Origin of the sequence: Collinsella aerofaciens, assembly GCF_028206795.1 — a bacterium.
Taxonomy (GTDB): Bacteria; Actinomycetota; Coriobacteriia; order Coriobacteriales; family Coriobacteriaceae; genus Collinsella; species Collinsella aerofaciens_AX.
This window is the reverse complement of record NZ_JAQLFJ010000013.1, coordinates 15274-38590: the sequence shown is the minus strand read 5'-3', so window position 1 is coordinate 38590 and position 23317 is coordinate 15274. Positions and strand designations below refer to the sequence as shown.

General features: G+C 59.7%; 18 protein-coding genes. All 18 read left to right on the top strand.

What is annotated here, in order from left to right:
• The first annotated feature begins 108 nt into the window (after positions 1–108).
• Positions 109–2988: an excinuclease ABC subunit UvrA gene (gene uvrA, locus PMX70_RS08740; RefSeq protein ID WP_271743386.1), complete on the top strand. Its 2880-nt coding sequence runs from the start codon at positions 109–111 to the stop codon at positions 2986–2988.
• 132 nt (positions 2989–3120) lie between these two features.
• On the top strand, positions 3121–3621 hold the full coding sequence (gene ybaK / locus PMX70_RS08735) for a Cys-tRNA(Pro) deacylase (protein ID WP_195645325.1): 501 nt from the start codon (positions 3121–3123) through the stop codon (positions 3619–3621).
• A 105-nt stretch (positions 3622–3726) separates the two neighbouring features.
• Positions 3727–5307 (top strand): murein biosynthesis integral membrane protein MurJ, encoded by a 1581-nt coding sequence (gene murJ, locus PMX70_RS08730; RefSeq protein ID WP_271743385.1) that lies wholly within the window; start codon positions 3727–3729, stop codon positions 5305–5307.
• A gap of 6 nt (positions 5308–5313) precedes the next feature.
• Complete coding sequence (gene uvrC, locus PMX70_RS08725) at positions 5314–7254, top strand: excinuclease ABC subunit UvrC (RefSeq protein WP_271743384.1); 1941 nt, start codon at positions 5314–5316, stop codon at positions 7252–7254.
• 365 nt (positions 7255–7619) lie between these two features.
• Positions 7620–9233 (top strand): ABC transporter substrate-binding protein, encoded by a 1614-nt coding sequence (locus tag PMX70_RS08720; protein WP_006236162.1) that lies wholly within the window; start codon positions 7620–7622, stop codon positions 9231–9233.
• A 157-nt stretch (positions 9234–9390) separates the two neighbouring features.
• Positions 9391–10347 (top strand): ABC transporter permease, encoded by a 957-nt coding sequence (locus PMX70_RS08715; RefSeq protein ID WP_035138896.1) that lies wholly within the window; start codon positions 9391–9393, stop codon positions 10345–10347.
• Between the two features lie 3 nt (positions 10348–10350).
• Positions 10351–12366 (top strand): dipeptide/oligopeptide/nickel ABC transporter permease/ATP-binding protein, encoded by a 2016-nt coding sequence (locus tag PMX70_RS08710; protein ID WP_271743383.1) that lies wholly within the window; start codon positions 10351–10353, stop codon positions 12364–12366.
• On the top strand, positions 12367–13194 hold the full coding sequence (locus PMX70_RS08705) for an ABC transporter ATP-binding protein (protein WP_271743382.1): 828 nt from the start codon (positions 12367–12369) through the stop codon (positions 13192–13194).
• A gap of 80 nt (positions 13195–13274) precedes the next feature.
• The gene (locus tag PMX70_RS08700) at positions 13275–14252 is read left to right on the top strand and encodes an acetylxylan esterase (protein WP_225093364.1); all 978 of its coding nucleotides are present in this window, start codon (positions 13275–13277) and stop codon (positions 14250–14252) included.
• On the top strand, positions 14245–15096 hold the full coding sequence (locus tag PMX70_RS08695) for an acetylxylan esterase (protein WP_118081942.1): 852 nt from the start codon (positions 14245–14247) through the stop codon (positions 15094–15096). Before PMX70_RS08700 ends, PMX70_RS08695 begins: the two co-directional genes overlap by 8 nt.
• A 68-nt stretch (positions 15097–15164) precedes the next feature.
• Entirely contained in the window at positions 15165–16085 is a 921-nt protein-coding gene (locus PMX70_RS08690) for a dihydrodipicolinate synthase family protein (protein WP_196025586.1), read from the top strand.
• 171 nt (positions 16086–16256) lie between these two features.
• Positions 16257–17222 (top strand): ROK family protein, encoded by a 966-nt coding sequence (locus PMX70_RS08685; protein WP_006236155.1) that lies wholly within the window; start codon positions 16257–16259, stop codon positions 17220–17222.
• Between the two features lie 140 nt (positions 17223–17362).
• Entirely contained in the window at positions 17363–18049 is a 687-nt protein-coding gene (locus PMX70_RS08680) for an N-acetylmannosamine-6-phosphate 2-epimerase (protein ID WP_271743381.1), read from the top strand.
• A 98-nt stretch (positions 18050–18147) separates the two neighbouring features.
• On the top strand, positions 18148–19068 hold the full coding sequence (gene rapZ / locus PMX70_RS08675) for an RNase adapter RapZ (RefSeq protein WP_006236153.1): 921 nt from the start codon (positions 18148–18150) through the stop codon (positions 19066–19068).
• A 6-nt stretch (positions 19069–19074) separates the two neighbouring features.
• A complete protein-coding gene (whiA, locus tag PMX70_RS08670; RefSeq protein ID WP_006236152.1) occupies positions 19075–20004 on the top strand; it encodes a DNA-binding protein WhiA in 930 nt (309 codons plus the stop codon).
• A gap of 193 nt (positions 20005–20197) precedes the next feature.
• Positions 20198–21223: a type I glyceraldehyde-3-phosphate dehydrogenase gene (gene gap, locus PMX70_RS08665; protein ID WP_006236151.1), complete on the top strand. Its 1026-nt coding sequence runs from the start codon at positions 20198–20200 to the stop codon at positions 21221–21223.
• Between the two features lie 140 nt (positions 21224–21363).
• Positions 21364–22554, top strand: a complete 1191-nt coding sequence (locus PMX70_RS08660) for a phosphoglycerate kinase (RefSeq protein ID WP_006236149.1) — start codon at positions 21364–21366, stop codon at positions 22552–22554.
• Entirely contained in the window at positions 22547–23314 is a 768-nt protein-coding gene (gene tpiA, locus PMX70_RS08655) for a triose-phosphate isomerase (protein WP_271743380.1), read from the top strand. Before PMX70_RS08660 ends, tpiA begins: the two co-directional genes overlap by 8 nt.
• Positions 23315–23317 lie beyond the last annotated feature (3 nt).

The window sequence follows — 23317 nt, the reverse complement described above, 5'->3', positions numbered from 1 at the left end:
ACGCAAAGCTAAAGGTCTGCGAATCTTGTATTACGAACATCTGTGCGCGTCGAGTGCGCTAAACTCATCGGCAGTATGATTCGATGCAATAGGAGGCAAGGAGCTTCCATGTCTGATTCTTCTATCGTTATTCGCGGCGCTCGTGAGCACAACCTCCGTGATATCGATGTTTCCATTCCGCGTGACCAACTCGTGGTCATTACCGGTCTTTCTGGCTCGGGCAAGAGTTCGCTGGCATTCGACACTATCTATGCCGAGGGCCAGCGTCGATACGTCGAGAGCCTTTCGAGTTATGCGCGCCAGTTCTTGGGCCAGATGGACAAACCCGACTTGGATTCAATCGACGGCCTTTCGCCGGCTGTCTCAATTGATCAAAAGACGACATCCAAGAACCCGCGCTCGACGGTGGGCACCGTAACCGAGATTTATGACTACCTGCGACTGCTGTTTGCTCGCGTCGGTACGCCGCACTGCCCCGAGTGCGGTCGGGTCATCGAGCGTCAGACGACCGATCAGGTTGCCGACAAGGTCTTGGCGGCGGGAGAGGGCCGCCGCGCGTTTGTGCTGGCACCGGTGGTGCGCGGGCGAAAAGGCGAGTACACCAAACTGTTTGAGGACCTTCGCGCCGAGGGCTTTAGCCGCGTGCGTGTCGACGGCGAGGTTCGCTCGCTTGATGACTCTATCGATTTGGATAAGAAATTCAAACACGATATCGAGGTCGTGGTCGACCGCATCGTGATCCGTGAGAACTCTCTGGGCCGTATTGCCGAGTCCGTTGAACAGGCGACTGCGTTGGCGCACGGCAATGTGAACGTATACTTGCTGCCCGACCGCGACGCTCCCGAGGGGACCGAAGGCGAGTTGCTGGAGTATTCGCTGGCGTTAGCGTGCCCGAAGCATGGGCACTCCATCGATGACCTGCAGCCGCGTGATTTCTCGTTCAACGCGCCCTATGGCGCGTGCCCCGAGTGCGATGGCCTGGGCTTTAAGAAGACGGTCGATGCCGAGGCCCTAATCGAAGACCCCTCGAAGTCGATCGCCGACGGGGTTTTTGGCAGCCTGTTTGGCAACTCTAACTACTATCCGCAGATTTTCGCTGCGGTCTGCAAACACTTTAAGGTGAGCGTCGATACGCCGTGGGAGGATCTGCCTCCGCGGGTGCGTCGCGCGTTTTTAGACGGCATGGGCGACCAGAAGATTTCGGTCGACTATCAAAAGCTCGATGGGCGCCGTAGCCAGTGGGACACCAAGTTCTCGGGCGTGCGCAATATCCTGTACGAGCGCTATACCGAGACGACGAATGAGAACACCAAGGCGCGCTTGGAGAAGTACATCCGCGAGGAGCCGTGCTCGAGTTGCCATGGTGCTCGTCTGCGCCCCGAGATGCTCGCCGTTACCGTAGGCGGTAAGTCCATTTACGAGGTCTGCTGCCTATCGTGCCGCGAGTCGCTCGAGTTTTTTGAGGGCTTGGAGCTTACCGAGCGCCAACAATTTATCGGCGGGCGCATCGTTAAGGAAATTCTGGAGCGCCTGCGCTTTCTGGTCGATGTTGGACTCGACTATCTGACCCTCGACCGTGCCTCGGCGACGCTTTCCGGAGGCGAGGCCCAGCGCATTCGCCTGGCAACGCAGATCGGCGCCGGCCTCATGGGTGTCCTGTACATTTTGGACGAGCCATCGATCGGCCTCCATCAGCGCGATAACGAGCGCCTGATCAAGACGCTTGAGCGCCTACGCGATATCGGCAATACCGTCATCGTCGTCGAGCATGATGAGGATACGATTCGTGCTGCCGACTATGTGATCGACATGGGCCCCGGTGCGGGCGTGAACGGCGGACACGTGGTCGCCGCGGGAACGCCTGCCGATATCATGGCGTGCCCCGATTCGATGACGGGTGCCTACCTGACCGGCAAGCGAATGATTCGGGTTCCCGATGAACGCCGCAAGCCCGGTCGCGGCTGCCTTAAGATCACGGGCGCCCGCGCCAACAACCTCAAAAACGTTACCGCCAAGATCGAGTTTGGTACGCTTACGGTTGTTACCGGCGTGTCGGGATCGGGCAAGAGCTCCCTGGTTACCGACACCATTGCGCCTGCCCTTACGAATGCCATTCACCGTTCGACGCGCCCTGTGGGCCCGTACAAAAAGCTCGAGGGTATCGAGTGCATCAATAAGGTGATCGACATTGACCAGTCGCCGATCGGCCGTACACCGCGTTCCAATCCCGCTACGTACATTGGCCTGTGGGATGATCTGCGCGCGCTGTTTGCGAGCACACCGGAGTCGAAGGCACGCGGCTACTCGCCGGGACGTTTCTCCTTCAACGTGAGTGGCGGGCGCTGTGAGGCGTGCAAGGGCGACGGACAGATCAAGATCGAGATGCACTTCCTTCCCGATATCTACGTTCCCTGCGAAGTTTGCGGCGGTAAACGCTACAACCGCGAGACACTCGAGGTCACCTACCGTGGCAAGACCATCTCGGACGTGCTCGACATGAGCGTCACCGAGGCGCTGGCCTTCTTTGGGAATATCCCGCAGATTAAGCGCAAGCTCCAGACGCTGTACGATGTAGGCTTGGGCTACGTGAGCCTGGGCCAGCCCGCCACGACGCTCTCGGGCGGCGAGGCGCAGCGTGTGAAGCTCGCCAAGGAGCTTCATCGACGCCAGACGGGCAAGACGTTCTATATTTTGGACGAGCCGACGACCGGCCTTCATTTTGAGGACGTCCGCCAACTGCTCGATGTGCTGCAGCGCTTGGTCGATGCGGGCAACACGGTGCTGGTGATTGAACACAACCTTGATGTCATCAAGGTTGCCGACCGCCTGATCGATATGGGCCCCGAGGGCGGTAACGGCGGCGGAACCGTCGTGGTTTCGGGCACACCGGAGCAGGTTGCGGACTGTCCGCAGAGTTATACGGGCAAGTTTTTGGCGCCGTTGCTCAGGCGTGACCGGGAGCGTCAGGCTCAACTTGATGCTCAATAAATAGGCGATTCAGTTTATGGGCGTCATCGACTCCTTGTGATTCGATGGCGCTTGCTGTGTCGAAGTGACGTATGCAGCCGAATTGGACATATACTTAATCCTTGCGTCCGAATGCGAGGGAAAGGATATGCCATGGCAAAGGCTGTAAAGACGCCAAAAACCAATGCGATGCGCGAGCTGGAAAGCGCTGGCATTTCCTATGTTCTACATACGTACGAAGACGATGGTGATGAGTCGGCGGGCCTGGGGGTCGCGATTTCGGAGCAGCTTGGCGAGGAGCCCGGTCAAGGATTTAAGACCTTGGTCTGCGTGACGCCGTCCAACGACCACGTCGTGTGCTGCATCCCTGTTGCCGACGAGCTCGATCTAAAGTCCGCCGCGCGTGCCGCGGGGGAGAAGTCCTTGGCCATGATGCATGTGAAGGACTTGCTTGCGACGACTGGCTACGTTCGCGGCGGCTGCAGTCCGGTCGGTATGAAAAAACGCTACCGGACGCTCATTGATGAGACATGTGTCCTTTGGGATACCATTTTTATTTCGGGAGGCAAGCGTGGTTATCAGCTCGAGCTTGCACCCGATGATTTAATTGCATTTTGCGGGGCGACGGTTGCCGCGATTACGAGAGAGGACTGAGCGATGCCGCAGGAAGAATTGAAGTGCGGAGCTCATTTTGCAAAAGAATCTGCGCCTCAGACACCCTCATCCGAAGCTTCTTCGTCGCGAGACGACACTGACGACATGGGCTCGTCGGACTACTCCACGGTTGGTCGTTCCGCCGGGCTTATGACCATCCTGACCATCGTGTCTCGCGTCACCGGTTTTATCCGCACGTGGGCAATGGCGGCCGCTATCGGCATGTCGCTACTCTCGTCTTCCTATCAGGTCGCCAACAACCTGCCCAATATGCTCTACGAACTCGTGATGGGCGGCATGCTCGTGACGGCGTTTTTGCCCGTGTACATGGGCGTGAGACGTGAGCGGGGTCGCGAGGCCTCGAACGAGTACGTGGGCAACCTGCTCGGCATTCTGCTTTTGGTGCTGGGTGGCATTTCGTTGCTGGGGACCGTGTTCGCCCCGGGCTTTATCTGGACGCAATCGTTTCTTTCGGGTGACGGCGGCAGCATGGATACCGCTGCGTTCATGTTCCGTTTCTTTGCCATCCAGATTCTGTTTTATGGTTTGGGCTCGGTGTTTTCGGGCGTCCTCAACGCACACCGCGACTACTTCTGGTCGACGTTTGCCCCGGTCCTCAACAATGTGATCGTCATTGCGAGCTTTATGGGCTTTGCGCCCGTGTCCGCACAGTTTGGCGAACGTGCCGGCATCATCTTGATTGCGGCCGGTACGACCCTCGGTGTCTTTGTTCAGATGGCATGTCAGATCCCCGCGCTTGGCAAGCACGGCGTGCATCCCCATATCCATATCGACTTTAAGGACCCCGCACTGCGCCAGACGATTGCGCTCGGTATCCCGACGCTGCTCGCCACGGTGTGCATGTTTGTCTCGACTTCTATCACCAACGCTGCTGCGCTGGTGGTCCAGCCCGAGACTGGTCCTTCCGTCATCGCCTATGCGCGCCTGTGGTACACGCTGCCCTACGCGCTGATTGCCGCCTCGCTTTCGACGGCGCTCTATACCGAGCTCTCTCACGACGCACAGGAGAAGGATTACGACAGCGTCCGCACGGGCATTTCGCGTGGCGTCGCCCAGATGCTGTTCTTCCTGATTCCATTCGCGCTGTACCTGATTGTCTTCGCGCGTCCGCTCAACATGATTTACTGCGCTGGCAAGTTCGATGAGTCCGGTGTGGCGCTGGTGTCGGAGTTCCTTATCTACCTGGCACTTTCCCTGCCGCTCTACGGCGTGGTCGTGCTGATGCAGAAGAGCTTCTCTGCCTTGCTCGACATGAAGCCCTATAGCCGCTATTGTCTGTATTCCGCCATCGGCCAGGCGGGCTCGGTTTTGCTGTTTGGCGTTGTGCTGGGCTTCGGTATGCCGGCAATCGCGCTTTCGTATGTCGTCGACTACGTGATCTTGGTCGGTTGCTCGCTGTGGTGGCTGCGTCGTCGCCTGCGTGGTCTTCAGGTTAAATCTATCCTGCATGGCGGGTTCTCTGGCCTTTTGCTCGGTGGCCTGGGTGCTGCCGCAGGCGCCGGCGTCATGTGGGCGCTTGAGCACTTTGTCGGGGCACTTGGCGGCTCGATTCTGATTACTCTTGGCTACGTTTGCGTTGCGGGTGTCGTCTCGCTTGCTGTTACCTTTGGCCTTGCCGTCGTCCTTAAGATGCCCGAGGTCTCGGCGCTGATTCGTCGCAAGTAGGTGCGCGTGGCCGGTCACGACAACATTCCAACGCTTGCCGAGCAGGTTTCGCGCGTTCCCACGCAGCCCGGCTGCTACCTTTGGAAAGACGCCAAGGGCGATGTCATCTACGTGGGCAAGGCGAAAAACCTGCGCGCCCGTATGCGTCAGTACGTGACGCTGCAGGACGAGCGCCAGAAGATCCCGCTGATGATGCAGCTGGTGGCGAGCTTTGACTATATCGTGGTGGAGACCGAGCACGAGGCGTTGGTGCTCGAGCGCAATTTGATTGGTCAGTACCATCCGTACTTTAATGTCGACCTCAAGGATGACAAGAGCTACCCCTTTATCGCCATTACAAAGGGCGACCTATATCCCGCTATCAAATATACGCGTGAGCGCCATAAGCCGGGAACGCGTTATTTTGGTCCCTATACTGACAGCCGCGCGGCGCGTGAGACCATTGACACGCTGCGCAAGGTGATTCCGATCTGCTCGGCTTCTTGTGCGGAGTGGCGTCGTTGTCGCCGTATCGTCGAGTCCCACAAGGGCGAGGAAGACATCGTCAATATGATTTGCGCGCAAAACGGGCGTCCCTGCTTTGACTACCATGTCGGTCGTGGCCCGGGTGCATGCGTCGGCGCGATTTCTCCTACGGACTATGCCAAGAACGTCAAGCGTGTCGAACGCTTTTTGTCGGGCCATCGCAAGGATGTCGTCGATGAGCTGACCTCCGAGATGACGGATGCCGCCGAGGCGCTCGACTTTGAGCGCGCGGCACGCGTCAAACGTCGTTTGGAGGTCATCAGGGGTCTGGACGATCGCCAACAGGTTGTTTTTCCATCGAGCGTCGATATCGATGTCATCGGCTTCTATCGCGAGGAGACCATCTCTGCCGCTTGCGTCTTCGTCGTTCGCGAGGGCCGAACAGTTCGCACCTGCGAGTTCATTCTCGACAAGGGCCTTGATGTTGACGAGGAAGAGCTCCAGTCGGGCTTTCTTAAGCGCTATTACGACGAGACGGCTGATATTCCAGCTGAGGTCAACCTTTCCGTCGAGCTTGAGGATGCGGAGGCGCTGGGGGAGTGGCTTGCAGGCAAGCGCGAGCGTTCCTGCCATCTCCATAGGCCGCAGCGTGGCGAAAAGCACCGTTTGCTCGATATGGCATCCAAAAATGCGCGCCATGCCCTCATGCGCTACATGATGCGAACGGGGTACGCTGACGACCGCACCAATCAAGCGCTCCTGGAGCTCGAAAGTGCGTTGGCGCTGCCATCGCCGCCGTTGCGTATCGAGTGCTTCGATATCTCTACACTGCATGGCACCTTTACGGTCGCCTCGATGGTGGTGTTTACCAACGGGCGCGCCGACAAGAGCCAGTATCGTCGTTTTAAAATCCAGGCCGAATTGGATGAGGCAAACGACTTCGTGTCGATGTCCGAGGTTTTGGGACGACGCTATGCTCCCGAGCGCATGGCCGACGAGCGCTTTGGCTCGTGCCCCGATCTGCTCGTTGTCGATGGCGGTAAGCCGCAATTGACCGCTGCGATCAAGCAACTTGAGGCTCTTGGGCTCGATATACCAGTTTGTGGCTTGGCGAAGGCCGATGAGGAAGTTTTTGTGCCTTGGGACGAGACTCCCGTCGTGCTGCCGACCGGGTCTGCCTCGCTCTATCTAATTAAACAGGTGCGCGATGAGTCCCACCGATTTGCTATCACGTTCCATCGTGAATTGCGCGACAAGGCCATGACAGTTTCGGTACTCGATGACGTTCCTGGCGTGGGGCCCACCAGAAAACGTGCCCTTATGCGCCATTTTGGCTCGATGAAGCGTTTGCGCGCGGCGAGCGAGCAGGAGATTGCAGAAGTTCGAGGCGTTCCGGCCGATGTCGCCAAAGCGGTCCACGAGGCACTTGTTGCGTGGAATGCCGAGCGCTCCGAGATGGCGGCAAAGCAATCCGAAAACTAAACACGCCTCTAAACAACTGATATACATGATTGCGTGATTTTCAATCATGTATTTCACGGCGATTACCAGCCGATTTCGGGTTTAATTAACGCTAAAACGTTTGACTAGCCATGGTGAACAACCCTGCTATCCTGCGGGTTGACGAAGACTGATATCTCACCTCGTCGATACATACTGTCTGGCGAATCGTTTGTCAATGAATTCGGTGAACGGTAGTAAATACCGTTCAAGCGTATGTATGTATCGGTCGCCGAGCGCGGCACCTCAGTTGGGTTCGTCGGTAGGTAAGGTATATATCGTCCGCAAGTTGCGCGGGGGCGCGTCTAGGTGCTCCCGGGTAAGATTCTCTATTGATAGGAGAAGACATGGCCATCATCAACAAGGGTATGTCCAGGCGTTCGTTCCTCGGCCTCACCGGCAGCGTCGCTGCTGTCGCAGGGCTTGGTCTCACCGGCTGCGGTGGCAGCTCTAGCGACGAGGGTTCCGCTTCCGGTTCCACCGATTCCGCCAACCGTGGCGGCGGCGTGATCACCGCTGGTTCCGCTTACGCTCCGTCCAGCTTCGATCCCGCCAGCACCGGCTCCGCTGTGGGCCTGGGTGCTAACTGGCACGTCGTCGAGGGCCTCTACGGCATCGATTACCACGACTACAGTACCTTCAACGAGCTCGCCACCGACGATCCCAAGTCTGTGGACGACACCACTTTCGAGGTCACCATCCGCAAGGGCGCCAAGTTCTCCGATGGCACCGAGGTCACCGCTGACGATGTCGTTGCCTCCTACACCGCTTGCGCCGCTTCCGCTACCTATGCTCCGTTCTTCCAGCCCTTCGAGTCCATCGAGGCTAAGGACGCCAGCACCGTGACGGTCAAGACCAAGGTCCCCAACTTCTCTCTGCTCAAGGATCGTCTTGCCATCATCCGCGTTACCCCGGCCACCCAGACCGAGGAGGATCGCGCCAAGCAGCCGATCGGCTCCGGCCCCTGGATGTACGACTCTATCTCCGATACCGAGATCACTCTGGTTCCCAACCCCGAGTACAACGGTGAGTATGCTGCCGAGGATAAGAAGATCCAGTACAGCATCCTGACCGACCCCACCGCTCGCGTTACCGCTCAGCAGGAGGGCTCCACGCTCGTTATGGAGCTCGTTACCGCTGACGCCGTCGACCAGCTCGAGAGCGCCGGCTGCAAGATCGATAACGTTCAGGGTTTCGGCACCCGCTTCATCATGTTCAACGTCGCCAAGGAGCCTTGGAACAACGTCAAGGTCCGTCAGGCTGTCATGTATGCGCTCGACACCGAGAAGATGGTCAGCAACACCTTTGCCGGCCTTGCCACCGCTGCCAGCTGCTACCTGCCCAAGAGCTTCACCAATTATCATGAGGCTTCCACGGTGTACAAGACCGACGCCAAGAAGGCTAAGAAGCTCATCGAGGAGTCCGGCATCACCCCGGGTGCCATCACCCTGCGCACCACCGACAACGAGCAGATCAAGGGCATGGCCGCCCAGGTCAAGAACGACCTCGACGCTCTCGGCTTTGAGGTGACCATCCAGACCGATACCTCGCCGGCCACCTACGCTGCCATCGACGGCGGCGAGGCCTACGATATCCTCCTTGCCCCTGGCGATCCTTCCTGCTTCGGCGCTGACCCCGACCTGCTGCTCAACTGGTGGTATGGCGACAACGTCTGGATGCAGACCCGTTGCCCGTGGAAGGAGTCCGCTGAGTGGCAGAAGCTTCACGGTCTCATGGACGAGGCTCTTGCCGCCGAGGGCGACGAGCAGCAGAAGAAGTGGAACGAGTGCTTCGACATCATCGCCGACAACGCCGTTCTGTACCCCGTTGTCCACGTCAAGACCGTCTCCGCTTCCTGGGACGATCCGTCCACCGCGCCCAACGGCGAGGCTCTCGACGGCTTCAAGGGCATCGGCACGACGAGCATGTCCTTCAGGGGCGTTGCGACCGTCAAGGCATAAGACTCGCTTGAGTCTGTATGCAGGATGTCGGCCGTTGGGACCGTATCCTCATAGTTGAAACAAAGACCCGGGCGGCAACGATGTCGCTCGGGTCTTGTAATGAGTATCCGTACTCATATACCAGTTGGTCCTACCGACAAAAGAAAGGGGAGAGAACGTGAACAACTTGCTACGTTTGATTGGAAGGCGTCTTGTGGCGCTGCCGATCATGGCATTGGGCGTCACCGTCCTGGTGTTCTTCCTTATGTCGTTCTCCAAGACCGACCCCGCCTACACGGCGTTGGGTGACGGTGCCTCGCCCGAGGCGGTTGCCGAGTACCATGAGAAGTATGGTCTGGACGACCCCTGGCCTGTGCGCTACGTGCGCTATATGGGCGATTTGATTCATGGCGACATGGGTACCTACGGCGCTGCCCGCAACTCCGTTGCCAAGCGCATCTCCACGGCCCTGCCCGTCACGATGCAGCTGACCTTCATCGGTCTTGCCATCGGTGCGGTCGTTTCGTTTTTGCTCGGCGTCATCGCGGCACTGTATCGCGACAAATGGCCGGACCAAGTGATCCGCGTCTTTTCCATCGCCGGCTTGGCAACCCCGTCGTTCTGGCTTGCCGTTCTGTTGATCCTGCTGTTCTCTTCCTACCTTAAGGTGCTCCCGGCATCGGGTGCTCTGCCTCACTTCACCACGAATCCGGTTGGCTATCTGGGACGTATGATCATGCCCGCTATCGCCTTGGCATTTCCGCTGACGGGCCAGATGACTCGTATCGTGCGTACCGCCATGGTCGAGGAGCTCGACAAGGACTATGTCCGTATGGCTCGTGGCGCCGGCGTTCCCGAGAAGGTCGTCGTCGGCATCAACGTTCTTCGCAATGCGCTGATCACCCCGGTCACCACCCTCGGTCTTAAGATCGGCTACCTCATGGGCGGCGCCGTCGTCATCGAGGTTATCTTCAACCTCCCCGGCATGGGCACTGCGATTCTGCAGGGCGTTCAGGGCAACGAGGCGAACCTGGTTCAGGGCGTCGTTATCGTCGTTGCTCTTGCCTTCATCATCATCAACATCGTGGTTGACATGCTCTACCTGCTCATCAACCCGCGCATCAGGACGGTGTAGATTATGGTAAGGATTCGAGAGAAGCAAACCGAGCAGCTCGAGAAGGCTGCCTCCAAGGGGCTCAAGCTCGGTGGCTGGAAGAAGATGACGCTGTCTTCTAAGATTGCCGCCGTCGTGCTGGTGCTGGTCGCCCTGACTGCGATTTTGGCGCCCCTTCTTGCCCCCTATAGCCCGGTCGAGATCTTTACGGCTCGCCAGGCTCCCGGCAACGGATTTATCTTCGGTACCGACGATAAGGGTCGCGACATTCTGTCGCGCATGCTCTACGGCGGACGTTACTCGCTGATTATCGGCTTTGGTGCTACCGCCATGGCTTTGGTCTGTGGTTCCGTTGTCGGCGCTCTTGCAGCGGTTTCGCGCAAGTCTATCTCTGAGGCGATCATGCGTATCCTGGACATCATCATGTCCATCCCGGGTATCGCCCTCGCAGCCGTTTTCGTTTCCATCCTGGGCAATTCCGTGCCGTCGATCATCTTTGCGATCGGCTTTATGTACACCCCGCAGATCGCCCGTATCGTGCGCGCCAACATCGTGTCCGAGTACGGTGAGGACTATGTCCGCGCGGTCATCGTGTCCGGCGCCAAGGCTCCGTGGATTCTGATCAAGCATGTTCTGCGTAACTGCATCGCTCCGATTATGGTCTTCACCGTTACCCTGGTCGCCGACGCCATTATCTTCGAGGCCTCGCTGACCTTCATCGGCGCCGGCATCCAGGAGCCCACCGCTACCTGGGGCAACATTCTCGCCGACGCACGCGGTGGCGTGCTCGCTGGCCGTTGGTGGCAGGCACTGTTCCCGGGCCTGGCCATCATGATCACCTGCCTGGCGCTCAACATCCTCTCCGAGGGCATTACCGACGCCATGGCCGCTGCTCCCTCCGCCGCCCTGGATCCGACCGATTCCTCCAAGCGCCGCGAGGCCGACCTGCTGGTTTCCGACCCCGTTCGTGCCTACAAGGAGCAGGCTCAGTCCCTGTCCGCCCGTCTTGGCGCACTGCGCGATGTCGAGCTCAAGCGTAACGACCGCCATGTGCCCGATGAGTCCGTTGAGCCGATCCTTTCGGTCCGCGATTTCTGCATCCAGTTTGAGCACCACGGTGATATCAACGTCGTCGACCACGTTAACTTTGACGTCCGTCCCGGCCAGACCATGGGCCTGGTAGGCGAGTCCGGCTGCGGTAAGTCCATCACCACGCTGGCCATCATGGGCCTGACCGACGATGACGAGCATCTTTCCGGCGAGGTTCTCTGGGAGGGCCGCGACCTGCTCAAGATGAGCAAGAAGGAGTGGTTCGGCCTGCGCGGTACCGATATCGCCATGGTCTATCAGGACGCCCTGTCCTCGCTCAACCCCTCCATGCTCATCTCTGCCCAGATGAAGCAGCTCACCAAGCGCGGCGGCACCCGTAGCGCCGAGGAACTCCTGGAGCTCGTGGGCCTCGACCCCAAGCGTACGCTCGAGAGCTATCCGCACGAGCTTTCCGGTGGTCAGCGTCAGCGCGTTCTGATCGCTATGGCCCTTACCCGCGACCCCAAGCTGGTTATCTGCGACGAGCCCACGACCGCTCTGGACGTTACGGTCCAGAAGCAGGTCATCAAGCTGCTCAACGACCTTCAGGCCAAGCTCGGCTTTGCCATGATCTTCGTTTCGCACGACCTGGCGCTGGTCGCCGAGGTCGCCCACAACATCACGGTTATGTACGCCGGCCAGGTTATTGAGCAGGCGCCCACCAAGGAGCTGCTCACCAACCCGATTCACGAGTACACCCGCGGCCTTCTGGGTTCCGTCCTGTCCATCGAGAGCGGTTCGGGCCGCCTGCACCAGGTGCCCGGCGCCGTTCCGAGCCCGCGCGATTTCCCCAAGGGCGATCGCTTCGCGCCCCGCTCGAGCCATCCGCGCATTGGCCTGGACACCCGTCCGGTCTTCAAGCGCGTGCCCGGCACCGAGCACTTCTATTCCGAGCTCCCCGACGAGGTGCTCAAGGCAAATGGTTTGACCCCTCACGCGGAGGTGATGTAGATGAGCGAGACCGCAGTCAACGGCGTCGAGCCGATCATCTTCCTTGATGACGTCCACGTCACCTTTAGGACCCGTACCGGCTCGATTCTGCACCCCAACCTGGTTCACGCCGTCCAGGGTGTAACGATTAAGCTCATGCCCGGACAGACCATCGGCATCGTCGGCGAGTCCGGTTGCGGAAAGTCCACCACGGCTAACGTCATGTGCGGCCTGCAGGCCCCCACGAGCGGCAAGGTCTACTTTAAGGGCAAGGACGTCACCAAGCGTACCGCCGAGGACCGTCGCCACATGGGTCGCGTCATCTCGGTCGTGTTCCAGAACCCGGCCACGGCGCTCAACCCCCGCATGGTCGTTCGCGAGCAACTGCTCGACCCCATGCGCGTCCACAACCTGGCTACCGAGGCCGAGCAGGAGAAGCGCGTCAAGGAGCTCTTGGAGCTCACCGGTCTGCCCTCCTCCGCCGCCGAGGTTCTTCCCGGCCAGCTTTCGGGCGGCCAGCGCCAGCGCGTCGCAATTGCCCGTGCCCTGTCGCTGAACCCCGATGCCATCATCGCCGACGAGCCTACCTCGGCTCTGGACGTTTCGGTCCGCGCGCAGATTCTCAACCTGCTGACCGACCTTAAGAAGGAACTCGGCCTGGCTATGGTGTTCATCAGCCATGACATCCAGACGGTCCGCTATATTTCCGACGACATCATCGTCATGAATGGCGGCAAGATCGTCGAGCAGGGCGAGGCCAAGCAGGTTTTCCAGCATCCTCGAGACCCCTACACTAAGATGCTGCTCGGCGCTGCGCCGTCGCTGCTGCATCCCAAGCTCGGCGAGTAACTTCGCTTTCCCTCCCGTGCGCCCGGTTCCCTTGCCGGGCGCACCTCCGTTGCGATTTCGAAAGGTTGGGTTCACGAGCCATGCCAAGTGCTCAGGAGCTACAACATCAATTTGGTGAATATCGAGGCGCTATGTCCCGTCCATCAGATTTCGATCTCTTTTGGAAGGATCGCATGGCCGAGGCTGACGCCGTCGGGCTTGACTATGCGATCGAGGCGGCATCGGTCACCGATGCCGTGACCTGCCAGCTTTTCGATCTCTGGTATACCGGCATGTGCGGCGCTCGCCTGCACGCCAAGTACCTTAAACCTGTCTCGGACGAGCCCGTGCCATTGGTACTTCAGTTCCATGGGTATCCGGGTGCAAGCCGCAGCTGGTTTGAGCAGGCGTCGTTTGCGGGCATGGGCATGGCACTCATCGCCCTCGACTGCCCCGGCCAAGGAGGTCCCTCCGAGGACATTGGTGGATTTGAGGGAACGACGGTCGCGGGCCATATCGTCGCCGGTATCGACGGCGACCCGGCCAACCTCTACTATGTCCGCTTGCACCAAGATATCCGCATTCTTTGCCGTATTGTTCGTGAGCTCGAGGGCATCGATCTTGCCCGTGTATTTGTGAACGGCGCATCGCAGGGCGGCGGTTTGGGCATTGCGACCTGTGCGCTTAACAGCGAGCTTATCAATCGCGCCGCCATCCTCTATCCCTTCCTGTCGGATTTCCGCCTGGTCTGGGATTTGGATGCCGACGACATTGCCTACGAGGGTCTGCGCTATTGGTCTCGCTGGTTTGACGAGGACTCGACTCGTATTGACGAGGCCTATGCCAAGCTGGCGTACTTCGATTCCAAGAACTTTGCCCCCATAGTCAAATGCCCCGTGCTGTTTGGCACGGGCACAGCCGATATCGTCTGTCCTCCGGCGACGCAGTTTGCAGTCTACAACAACCTGACCTGTGAAAAGCGTCATGAGTTCTTTGAAGGCTTCGGTCACGAGGAGATTCAGGATTTTGACGATCTGATCATTCCATTTTTCTGCAAGGGAGGGGAGGCTCATGTCTAAGTGCGAGAGCAATATCGATGAGCTGATTGTCCCCGAGCTTGCGGGAATTGCTGGGACGGTTTCGTCAAGGCTCTCTGATTTCCGGGATTGGCGCGGCGATGCTTCTGCGGATGTTTCCGAGTTGGAGACAGCCGCTTCGGACCTTGAGGTTTGCGGGCTGACCGTTACGGCGATTGATTTCGCCAATCCGTGCGCGCGCTACTCCGAGGTTTCCTTTGAGCTCGGCGGGTATGTCGTGCACGGCCGTTTGATTGAGCCCTCTGGTTGCGCCCGAAGATCCGAGCTTGTTCCGCTGTGTCTGATGTTCCATGACATCGACCGACCCGTGCGGGGATGGCATCACATGACGCGGTTTGCCGCCATGGGATATGCCGTGCTTGCGCTGGACGATGAGACTATTGGATCCAGCGATCTGCAGCAGGGGATTACCTCGCCTGCTTTTGTCGAGCGTGTCCGTTGGGGCTGCGCGTTGGCGAAGGTGGCGCGCAACCTTGATGGCATGGATCCCGACCGCATCTTTGCATGGGGCGAGGGCCTTGGCGGCGGTGTCGCGCTGGCGGTTTCTGCTCTGGACGAGCGGGGCCTTGCCTGCACGGCGCTTGCCAATCCGCTTCCCAGCGGTCTCGAGACGCTGTCGCCTCGGGTTCGTGGCTCGGTGCTCATGGGCACATCGCTCATGGATACCGTGAGTGATCCCAAGGGCCAGTTTGCCGTATTCAACGGTCTTGAGTGTGACCGGAGGCATATCATCTATGCCAAATACGCTCACGAGCGCATCAATGCGTTCGAAAACGAAGTCGTCGACTTCTTTAACCAAACGTTCTATTCGTGTTCTTTGGCCTAGACGGCCTGGACACCGCCAACAAGAGTGGGCGGCATAGGGCTGCCCGCCAGACAACTAAGGAGATTCTTGTGGCAACTCAGAAATTCACCGGCGTTATCCCTCCCGTCGTTGTTCCCGATACCGAAGACCACCAGCTCGACGTTGCCTCCTTTGAGCGCAGCATCAACCGCATGATCGATGCCGGCGTCGATGGCCTGTTCTTCCTGGGCTCCTCGGGCGAGGTCGTCTTCTCCACCGACGAGCGCCGTCGCCAGATTGTCGCAGAGGCCGTCCGTATCGTCGACCACCGCGTTCCCGTTCTGGTCGGCATCATCGACACCGAGACCGAGCGCATGATCGAGCACGGCAAGGTCGCTCAGGAGCTGGGCGCCGATGCGCTCGTCGCCACCTGCCCGTTCTATGCCCTGCAGGGCATGACCGAGGTCGAGGAGCACTTCCGCATCCTTCACGAGGAACTCGACCTGCCCATCTTCGCCTACGACATCCCCGTGTGCGTCCACACCAAGCTCCCCTGGAAGCTCCTTGCTAAGCTCGGCGCCGAGGGCGTCCTGGCTGGCGTCAAGGATTCCTCGGGCGATGACATCTCGTTCCGCTACCTCATTCAGGAGAACGAGAAGAACGGCCATCCGATGAGCATCCTTACCGGCCATGAGGTCGTCGTCGACGGTGCCTATCTCGGTGGCGCCGACGGTTCCGTTCCGGGCCTCGCCAACGTTGAGCCCGAGGGCTACGTTCGTCAGTGGAAGGCCGCTCAGGCTGGTGACTGGGCTACCGTCAAGGCCGAGCAGGATCGCCTCAATGAGATTTCGCACATCTGGGATGTCACCTCGGGCGTCCAGGGCTATGCCGGTGGCGTCGGCGCCTTCAAGACCGCTATGAACCTCATGGGCATCTTCGACAGCCCGACCATGCCGCGCCCGGTGAAGGCCATGACCGGTGAGAACGTCGAGGCGATTCGCAAGGTCCTCCAGGACAACGGTCTCCTTTAAAGCTTTCCCAGGCACCCGACCTCGCCGTTCAACCGTGCGGCCATGACCCATTAGGCCAATGGCCGCACGGTTTCTCGGCGATCTCGGGCACCTGGAAAACCTTTACCGCGCTGTGATGGCTAGCCTGACGGCGCATTTCCTGTAGTTGTTTTGTCTCCGAAGGAGAACGACATGGAGAACAAGTACGTCTGCTCTGTCGATATCGGCGGAACTAAGATCGCGACTGCCATCATGGAGTACCCGGCTGACGGCGGTGTGCCCCATCCCGTTTTTGAGGCTGAGGTTCCCACCGAGGCCCAGGAGGGTGGTGAAGCGGTCTTCCAGCGCATCGAGGCGTCTATCAAGGCAGCTCTTGAGGCAAATCCCGATGTCGAGGTCCTCGGAGTTGGCATCGGCGCTGCCGGTGTCGTCGACCCCAAGACGGGCGCCATCGCGTATGCCAATGAGATTATGCCCGGCTGGTCCGGCGTTCAGTTGGGGCCGCGTCTGCGCGAGGACCTCGGCCTTCCCGTTGCCGTTGTAGGCGACGTGCAGGCTCATGCTCTGGGCGAGGCCCACTGGGGCGTCGGCAAGGGCAAGTTCTCCGTCTTGTGTTTGGGCATCGGTACGGGCATCGGCGGCGCATATGTCGAGAACGGCCGCGTGATGCAGGGCTTCCATGGTGCTGCCGGCCATATGGGCCACATCGAGTGCTCGGCTGCCGCCGGCATTCCCTGCGCCTGCGGGCGTTCCGGCCATCTGGAGTCGGTTGCTTCCGGAACATCAATCGGGCGCATGTACGATGAGCGTTTTGGCCGCGTCGACCCCAGCCGTCCTTCGGTCGGCCGTGACGTGAACGACCTGTGCCGCGCAGGCGACGCAAAGGCGACCGAGGTCATTCATGACGCCGGCTTTGCGCTGGGCGCCAGCCTGGGCTCGCTCGCTAACATCCTGGACCCTGAGGTCATCGTGCTTTCGGGCGGCGTGATTCACCAAGGTCCCGATTGGCGTTCACAGACGTGGAAGGACTCGGTGCACGAGGGCTATGCCAGCCAGGCGCTCGACCCGCTTCAGGACACGCCGATTCTCATCGGCTCTCTGGAGGGCGACGCGCCGCTCATCGGTGCCGCCGAACACCTTCTTGCATCGTTGAAGTAAACATAACTACCAAGTGCGCCTTCTGAGGTGCCGCAGATTGACGTGAAAGAGGAGCGAAGCGTACTTCGGTACGCGAGCGACGGTTTGAACGTCAAGGTGCGGTGTCTCAGAAGGCTGTTTTGAGAAAGGTTGAGTCGAACATGACCGTTGATCCTTTGATCCAGTCCCTGAAGGGCAAACTCGTCGTGAGCGTTCAGGCGTATATGGGCGAGCCGCTTCGTACGCCCGAGACCATGGCTCAAATGTCTCGCGCTTGCGAGCTTGGCGGCGCCGCCGCCATTCGCTGCCAGGGCCTTGCCGACATTGCCGCCATTAAGGGTCGCTGTGAGGTTCCCGTCATCGGTCTGTGGAAGGACGGGCACGAGGGCGTTTACATCACGCCGACGCTGCGTCACGCTCGTGCCTGCGTTGCTGCGGGTGCCGATATCGTGGCGATCGACGCCACCGATCGTCCGCGTCCCGATGGCAAGTCGGTCGAGGATACCTTCCGCCCGCTGCACGAGGAGGGTGTGCTCCTGATGGCGGATTGTGCCACCATCGAGGACATTCGCCGTGCGGTTGATATGGGCTTCGACCTGGTATCCACCACACTCTCTCACGGTGTCGCCGCCATCGACTGCACCATGGCCGATGGCCCCGACCTGCCGCTCCTGCGTCAGGCGACCGAGGAATTTCCCGGCCTTCCCATCATTTGCGAGGGTCGCGTGCATACGCCCGAGAAGGCTCGCGCTGCAATCGACGCCGGCGCGTGGGCCGTTGTCGTCGGCACCGCTATCACGCACCCCACGAGTATTACAAGTTGGTTCAAGGCTGCGCTTGAGGCGTAAGACGGGCCTTGTATCCGCTTGGGGCGGTATACTCAATAAAGGCAATTGATCGCGCGGGATCCGCTGGCCGGGTCCCGCGCTTATTTTAGGAGGCACACATGCAAAAGGGAGATGCCATGGATGCGGCGGAGCGCTCGGAGCGTATCCCCGATATCGTTATCATCACCGGAATGTCCGGCTCGGGCCGAACGCAAGCCATGCATGTGTTTGAGGACATGGGCTATTTTTGTATCGACAACCTGCCCCCACGCCTGATTGCCCAGCTTGCTGAGCTCGTTGGCATCAATACGGGCGTGGGCAGGCACCTTGCCGTTACCTGCGACCTGCGTAGCCAGGGCTTGTTCGATGAACTGCTCGATGCTGTTGCCGCACTGGAAGAGCGCGAGATGAGCTGCGACATTGTGTTTCTCGAGGCGTCTGACGAGGTGCTGATTCGCCGGTATAGCGAAAACCGTCGTCGCCATCCCATTGCAAAGCCGGGGGAGACCACGGCCGACGCTATTCAGCGTGAACGTCTGCAGCTGCAGGGCGTTCGCGATCGAGCCGATATGATTATCGACACGAGCCGCTTGCGCACTTCTGCCTTGCGCAACAAGCTGCGCATGGCTTTTTCCGAGCTGTCCGACCAGCAGCTTATGGATGTCCACGTGTTCTCGTTTGGCTTTAAGCATGGCATGCCCATCGAGGCGGATATCATGATCGATGTTCGCTTCTTGCCCAATCCTTTCTACGATCCCGAGATGCGCACCATGACCGGTCTCGATAAGAAGGTCTCCGATTTTGTCTTGGACCACCCCAAGACCCAGGAGTTCTGGAAGGCCTGGACTCAGCTGCTCGATACGGTCATGCCGGGTTATATCGCAGAGGGCAAGCCGCAGCTTTCCATTGCTATCGGCTGCACAGGCGGACAGCACCGTAGCGTCGCCATTGCCGAGGCCACGGCCCGCTACCTGGAGGGTGCTCAGTATCATGTGAGCATCTCCCACCGTGACCTGTCGCGTGCCAACACGAAGGCATAGGTTTACATGTCGTTTACCGCTGAGGTGCGTGACGAGCTTGCGCGCTGCGAACCAGAATGCGAATACTGCGATTTGTCGACGCTTGCTGCGCTAACGCGTGTGAGCGGCACGCTTTCGCTGGCGGGCTCGGGACGGTACCGCTTGACGGTCGCGACCGAGACGGGTGCTGTGGCGCGCACGATGATTGCGCTGACGCATCGTATCCTTAAGCTCAAGACCGAATTCACGGTTCGTAAGTCGGTCCTGCACAAGGTACGAAACTATCTCATCACCTTGCCCGATCAGCCCGATTTGGATAAGGCTCTGGTGCTGCTGGGCATTCTCGACCGTAGGGGAGGGCTCGTCGCGGGTGTGCCGCGCCACATCGTCGCCCGTCCTTGCTGCAGGCTCGCCTATATTCGCGGTGCGCTGATTGCCGGAGGCTTTGTTGCCGACCCGCGTGGCGATTTTCATTTGGAGATCGCGGTTCAGGGCGAGGAGTATGCAAAGGGACTTTGCGACCTTCTGGAGCAGATTGGAGTTCACGCCCGCGTCAATGCGCGTCGCGGCTCGTATGCCGTGTACATCAAGAGTGCCGAGGAGATTAAACGTCTGTTACAGCTGATTGGCGCCAAGCGCAGCGTTGCCGAGATTGAAGAGGCCCGCGCGGTTAAGCTGGTGAAGAACGACGTGAATCGTCGCGTGAACGCAGAGCTTGCCAACCAGACCAGAAGTGCCGGTGCCGCCCAACATCAGCTTGCGCTCATCGATGAGCTTGATCGGCGCGGTTTGCGCGAAACGCTGCCGGACGCTCTGGCAGTTTTTTGTGACTTACGCGAGCGTTACCCCGATCTCTCACTGCGAGATTTGGGGGAAATGGCCGACCCTCCTTTGTCGAAGTCGGCCTTGTATCACCGTGTTTTGCGCCTTGAAAAGCTCATTGAAGCAAGCGGGTAGTTTAACGCAATAGCTTTTATGGTGGTTTAACTGCTGTTTTATACGTTAAAGCGTTTTAACGCAAATTTGATTTTCAATTTCGAGCATTCTCGTGAAATTCAAGCCAAAAAAAAGGTATATTAGGCGAGTGGTTAGTTTGTGGGCCTCAACGGCAGGCGCTGTAGCTTGCGGGGGCCTTACGAAAGGAGACACAATGGCAGTAAAGGTTGCTATTAACGGCTTCGGTCGCATCGGTCGTCTGGCCTTCCGCCAGATGTTCGGTCATGAGGGCTCCGAGATCGTCGCTATCAACGACCTCACCTCTCCCGATATGCTCGCTTACCTGCTGAAGTACGACTCCACGCAGGGCAACTATGCTCGCGATCACGAGGTCGTCGCTGGCGAGGATTCCATCACCGTTGACGGCAAGGAGATCAAGATCTACAAGGAGGCCGACGCCAACAACCTGCCTTGGGGCGACCTCGACGTCGACGTCGTTCTCGAGTGCACCGGCTTCTACACCAGCAAGGCTAAGGCTCAGGCCCACATCAACGCTGGCGCCAAGAAGGTCGTCATCTCCGCTCCGGCCGGCAGCGATCTGCCCACCATCGTGTACAACGTCAACCATGAGACGCTGACCGCTGAGGACAACATCATCTCCGCTGCTTCCTGCACCACCAACTGCCTCGCCCCGATGGCCAAGGGCCTGAACGACTTCGCTCCCATCGTCTCCGGCATCATGACCACCATCCACGCCTTCACCGGCGACCAGATGCCGCTCGACGGCCCGCAGCGCAAGGGCAACTTCCGTCGCTCCCGCGCCTGCTCCGAGAACATCGTCCCGAACACCACGGGCGCTGCCAAGGCCATCGGCCTGGTTCTCCCCGAGCTCAACGGCAAGCTCATCGGTGCCGCCCAGCGCGTCCCGACGCCGACCGGCTCGCTGACCAACCTCTACGCCGTCGTTGACAAGAAGGTCACCGTCGACGAGGTCAACGCTGCCATGAAGGCCTACGCCGAGACCATCCCCGATACCTTCGCCTACAACGAGGACCAGATCGTCTCCCGCGACATCGTCGGCGAGACCCACGGCTCCATCTTCGACGCCACTCAGACCATGTGCTCTGATCTCGGCAACGGCCAGACCCTCGTTCAGGTCACCTCTTGGTACGACAACGAGAACTCCTACACCTCTCAGATGGTCCGCACCATCAAGTACTTCGAGAAGTTCGTTGCTTAATTTAGCTTTTAGCGAATAGCTCGTTGAGCGTCTAAAGAAGGGCGCGGCCTCATAGGGCTTACACCCTAGGGTCGCGCCCTTTTTATAGGAAATCGTCTGCCGTAATGGGAGGCAGACACGTACGAAAGGTAGAAGCAAACATGGCCTTTACCAAGAAGACCGTCCGCGACATCGATGTCGACGGCAAGCGCGTTCTCGTCCGCGTTGACTTCAACGTGCCTATCAAGGATGGCGTCGTTGGCGACACCACCCGTATCAAGGCTGCCCTGCCCACCATCAACTACCTCGTTGAGCACAACGCTCGCGTCATCCTCATGAGCCACCTCGGCCGTCCTGAGGGCACTGGCTTCCAGCCCGAGCTTTCCCTCGAGCCTGTCGCCAAGAAGCTCGCTGAGCTCTCTGGCCTTGACGTTGCTTTTGTTGCCGACACGTATGGCGAGAAGGCCGCCGAGGCTGTCGCCGCCGTCGAGCCGGGCAAGGTCCTCGTTCTCGAGAACGTCCGTTTTGACAAGCGTGAGAAGAAGAACGATCCCGAGATCGCCAAGAAGCTCGCTTCCTATGGTGACGTCTTCGTTCTCGATGCCTTCGGCACCGCACACCGCGCCCAGGGTTCCGTCGTGGGCCCCGCCGCTTACCTGCCTGCTGTCGCCGGCTTCCTGCTCGAGAAGGAGGTCGACACGCTGACCGGCATCTTCGCCGAGCCCGAGCGCCCCTTCGTCGCCATCGTCGGCGGTTCCAAGGTTTCCTCCAAGATCGGCGTTCTCGATCACCTCATCGACTCCGCTGATACCCTGATCATCGGTGGCGGCATGGCCTACACCTTCTTCCTGGCTCAGGGCCTGTCCGTCGGTCAGTCCCTCAAGGAAGAGGACTGGGTCGAGCGCGCCGGTGAGATGCTCAAGAAGGCCGAGGAGAAGGGCGTCAAGATCCTGCTCCCCATCGACAACCGCGTTGCTGATCACTTTGGCGAGGATGCTGTCCCCGAGGTTGTCGCTTCCGACGCTATCCCCGACGACCGTGAGGGTATGGACATCGGCCCCAAGACCGAGGAGCTCTACGCCGAGGCTGTCAAGGGTGCCAAGACTGTGTTCTGGAATGGCCCCATGGGCGTCTTCGAGTTCGATAACTTCGCTCACGGCACCCAGGCTATCGCCGAGGCTGTCGCCGAGGCTGATTGCACCTCGATCATCGGTGGTGGCGACTCTGTCGCAGCCGTCAACAAGTTCAACCTGGCCGACAAGATGAGCTGGATCTCTACCGGTGGTGGCGCTTCCATGGAGCTCGTCGAGGGTAAGGCCCTGCCCGGAGTGGAGGCGCTTCTCGATGCCTAATCGCACCCTTCTTATCGCTGGTAACTGGAAGATGAACAACGACGTCGCCGAGGCCGCCAAGCTCGCCGACGAGCTGGCTCAGGCTCTGCCCGAGGTTCCGGCTGGCGTCGAGGTGCTCGTCTGCCCTCCGACCATCGACATCACCACGGTTCATGACCGTATTCAGGCTGCCCCCATCGCCCTCGGTGCACAGAACGTGTACTGGGAGGCCAAGGGTGCCTTCACCGGTGAGTCTTCTTGCGACATGCTCAAGTCCGCTGGCTGCACCTACTGCATCATCGGTCACTCCGAGCGTCGTGATTACTTCCACGAGACCGACGAGGATCAGAACAAGAAGGCCAAGGCCCTCGTTGCCGCCGGTCTTGTTCCTGTCTTCTGCTGCGGCGAGTCCCTTGAGGTCCGCGAGGCCGGCACCTATGTCGAGCACGTCGTGAACCAGGTCAAGGCTGGTCTCGAGGGTCTCGAGATCACTTGCCCCAAGCAGGTCGTCGTCGCCTACGAGCCCATCTGGGCCATCGGCACCGGCAAGACCGCTACCGCCGAGGACGCTCAGGAGGTCTGCGGCGCTATCCGTGAGACCCTCAAGGAGATGTTCGGTGAGGAGCTCGCCGACGGCATCCGCGTTCTCTATGGTGGCTCTGCCAAGCCCGGCAACATCGCCGAGCTCGTCGCCAAGCCCGACGTCGACGGCGCCCTCGTGGGCGGCGCTTCGCTCAAGGCTGCCGACTTCGCCTCTATGGTCGTCAAGGCAGGCGAGTAGGAC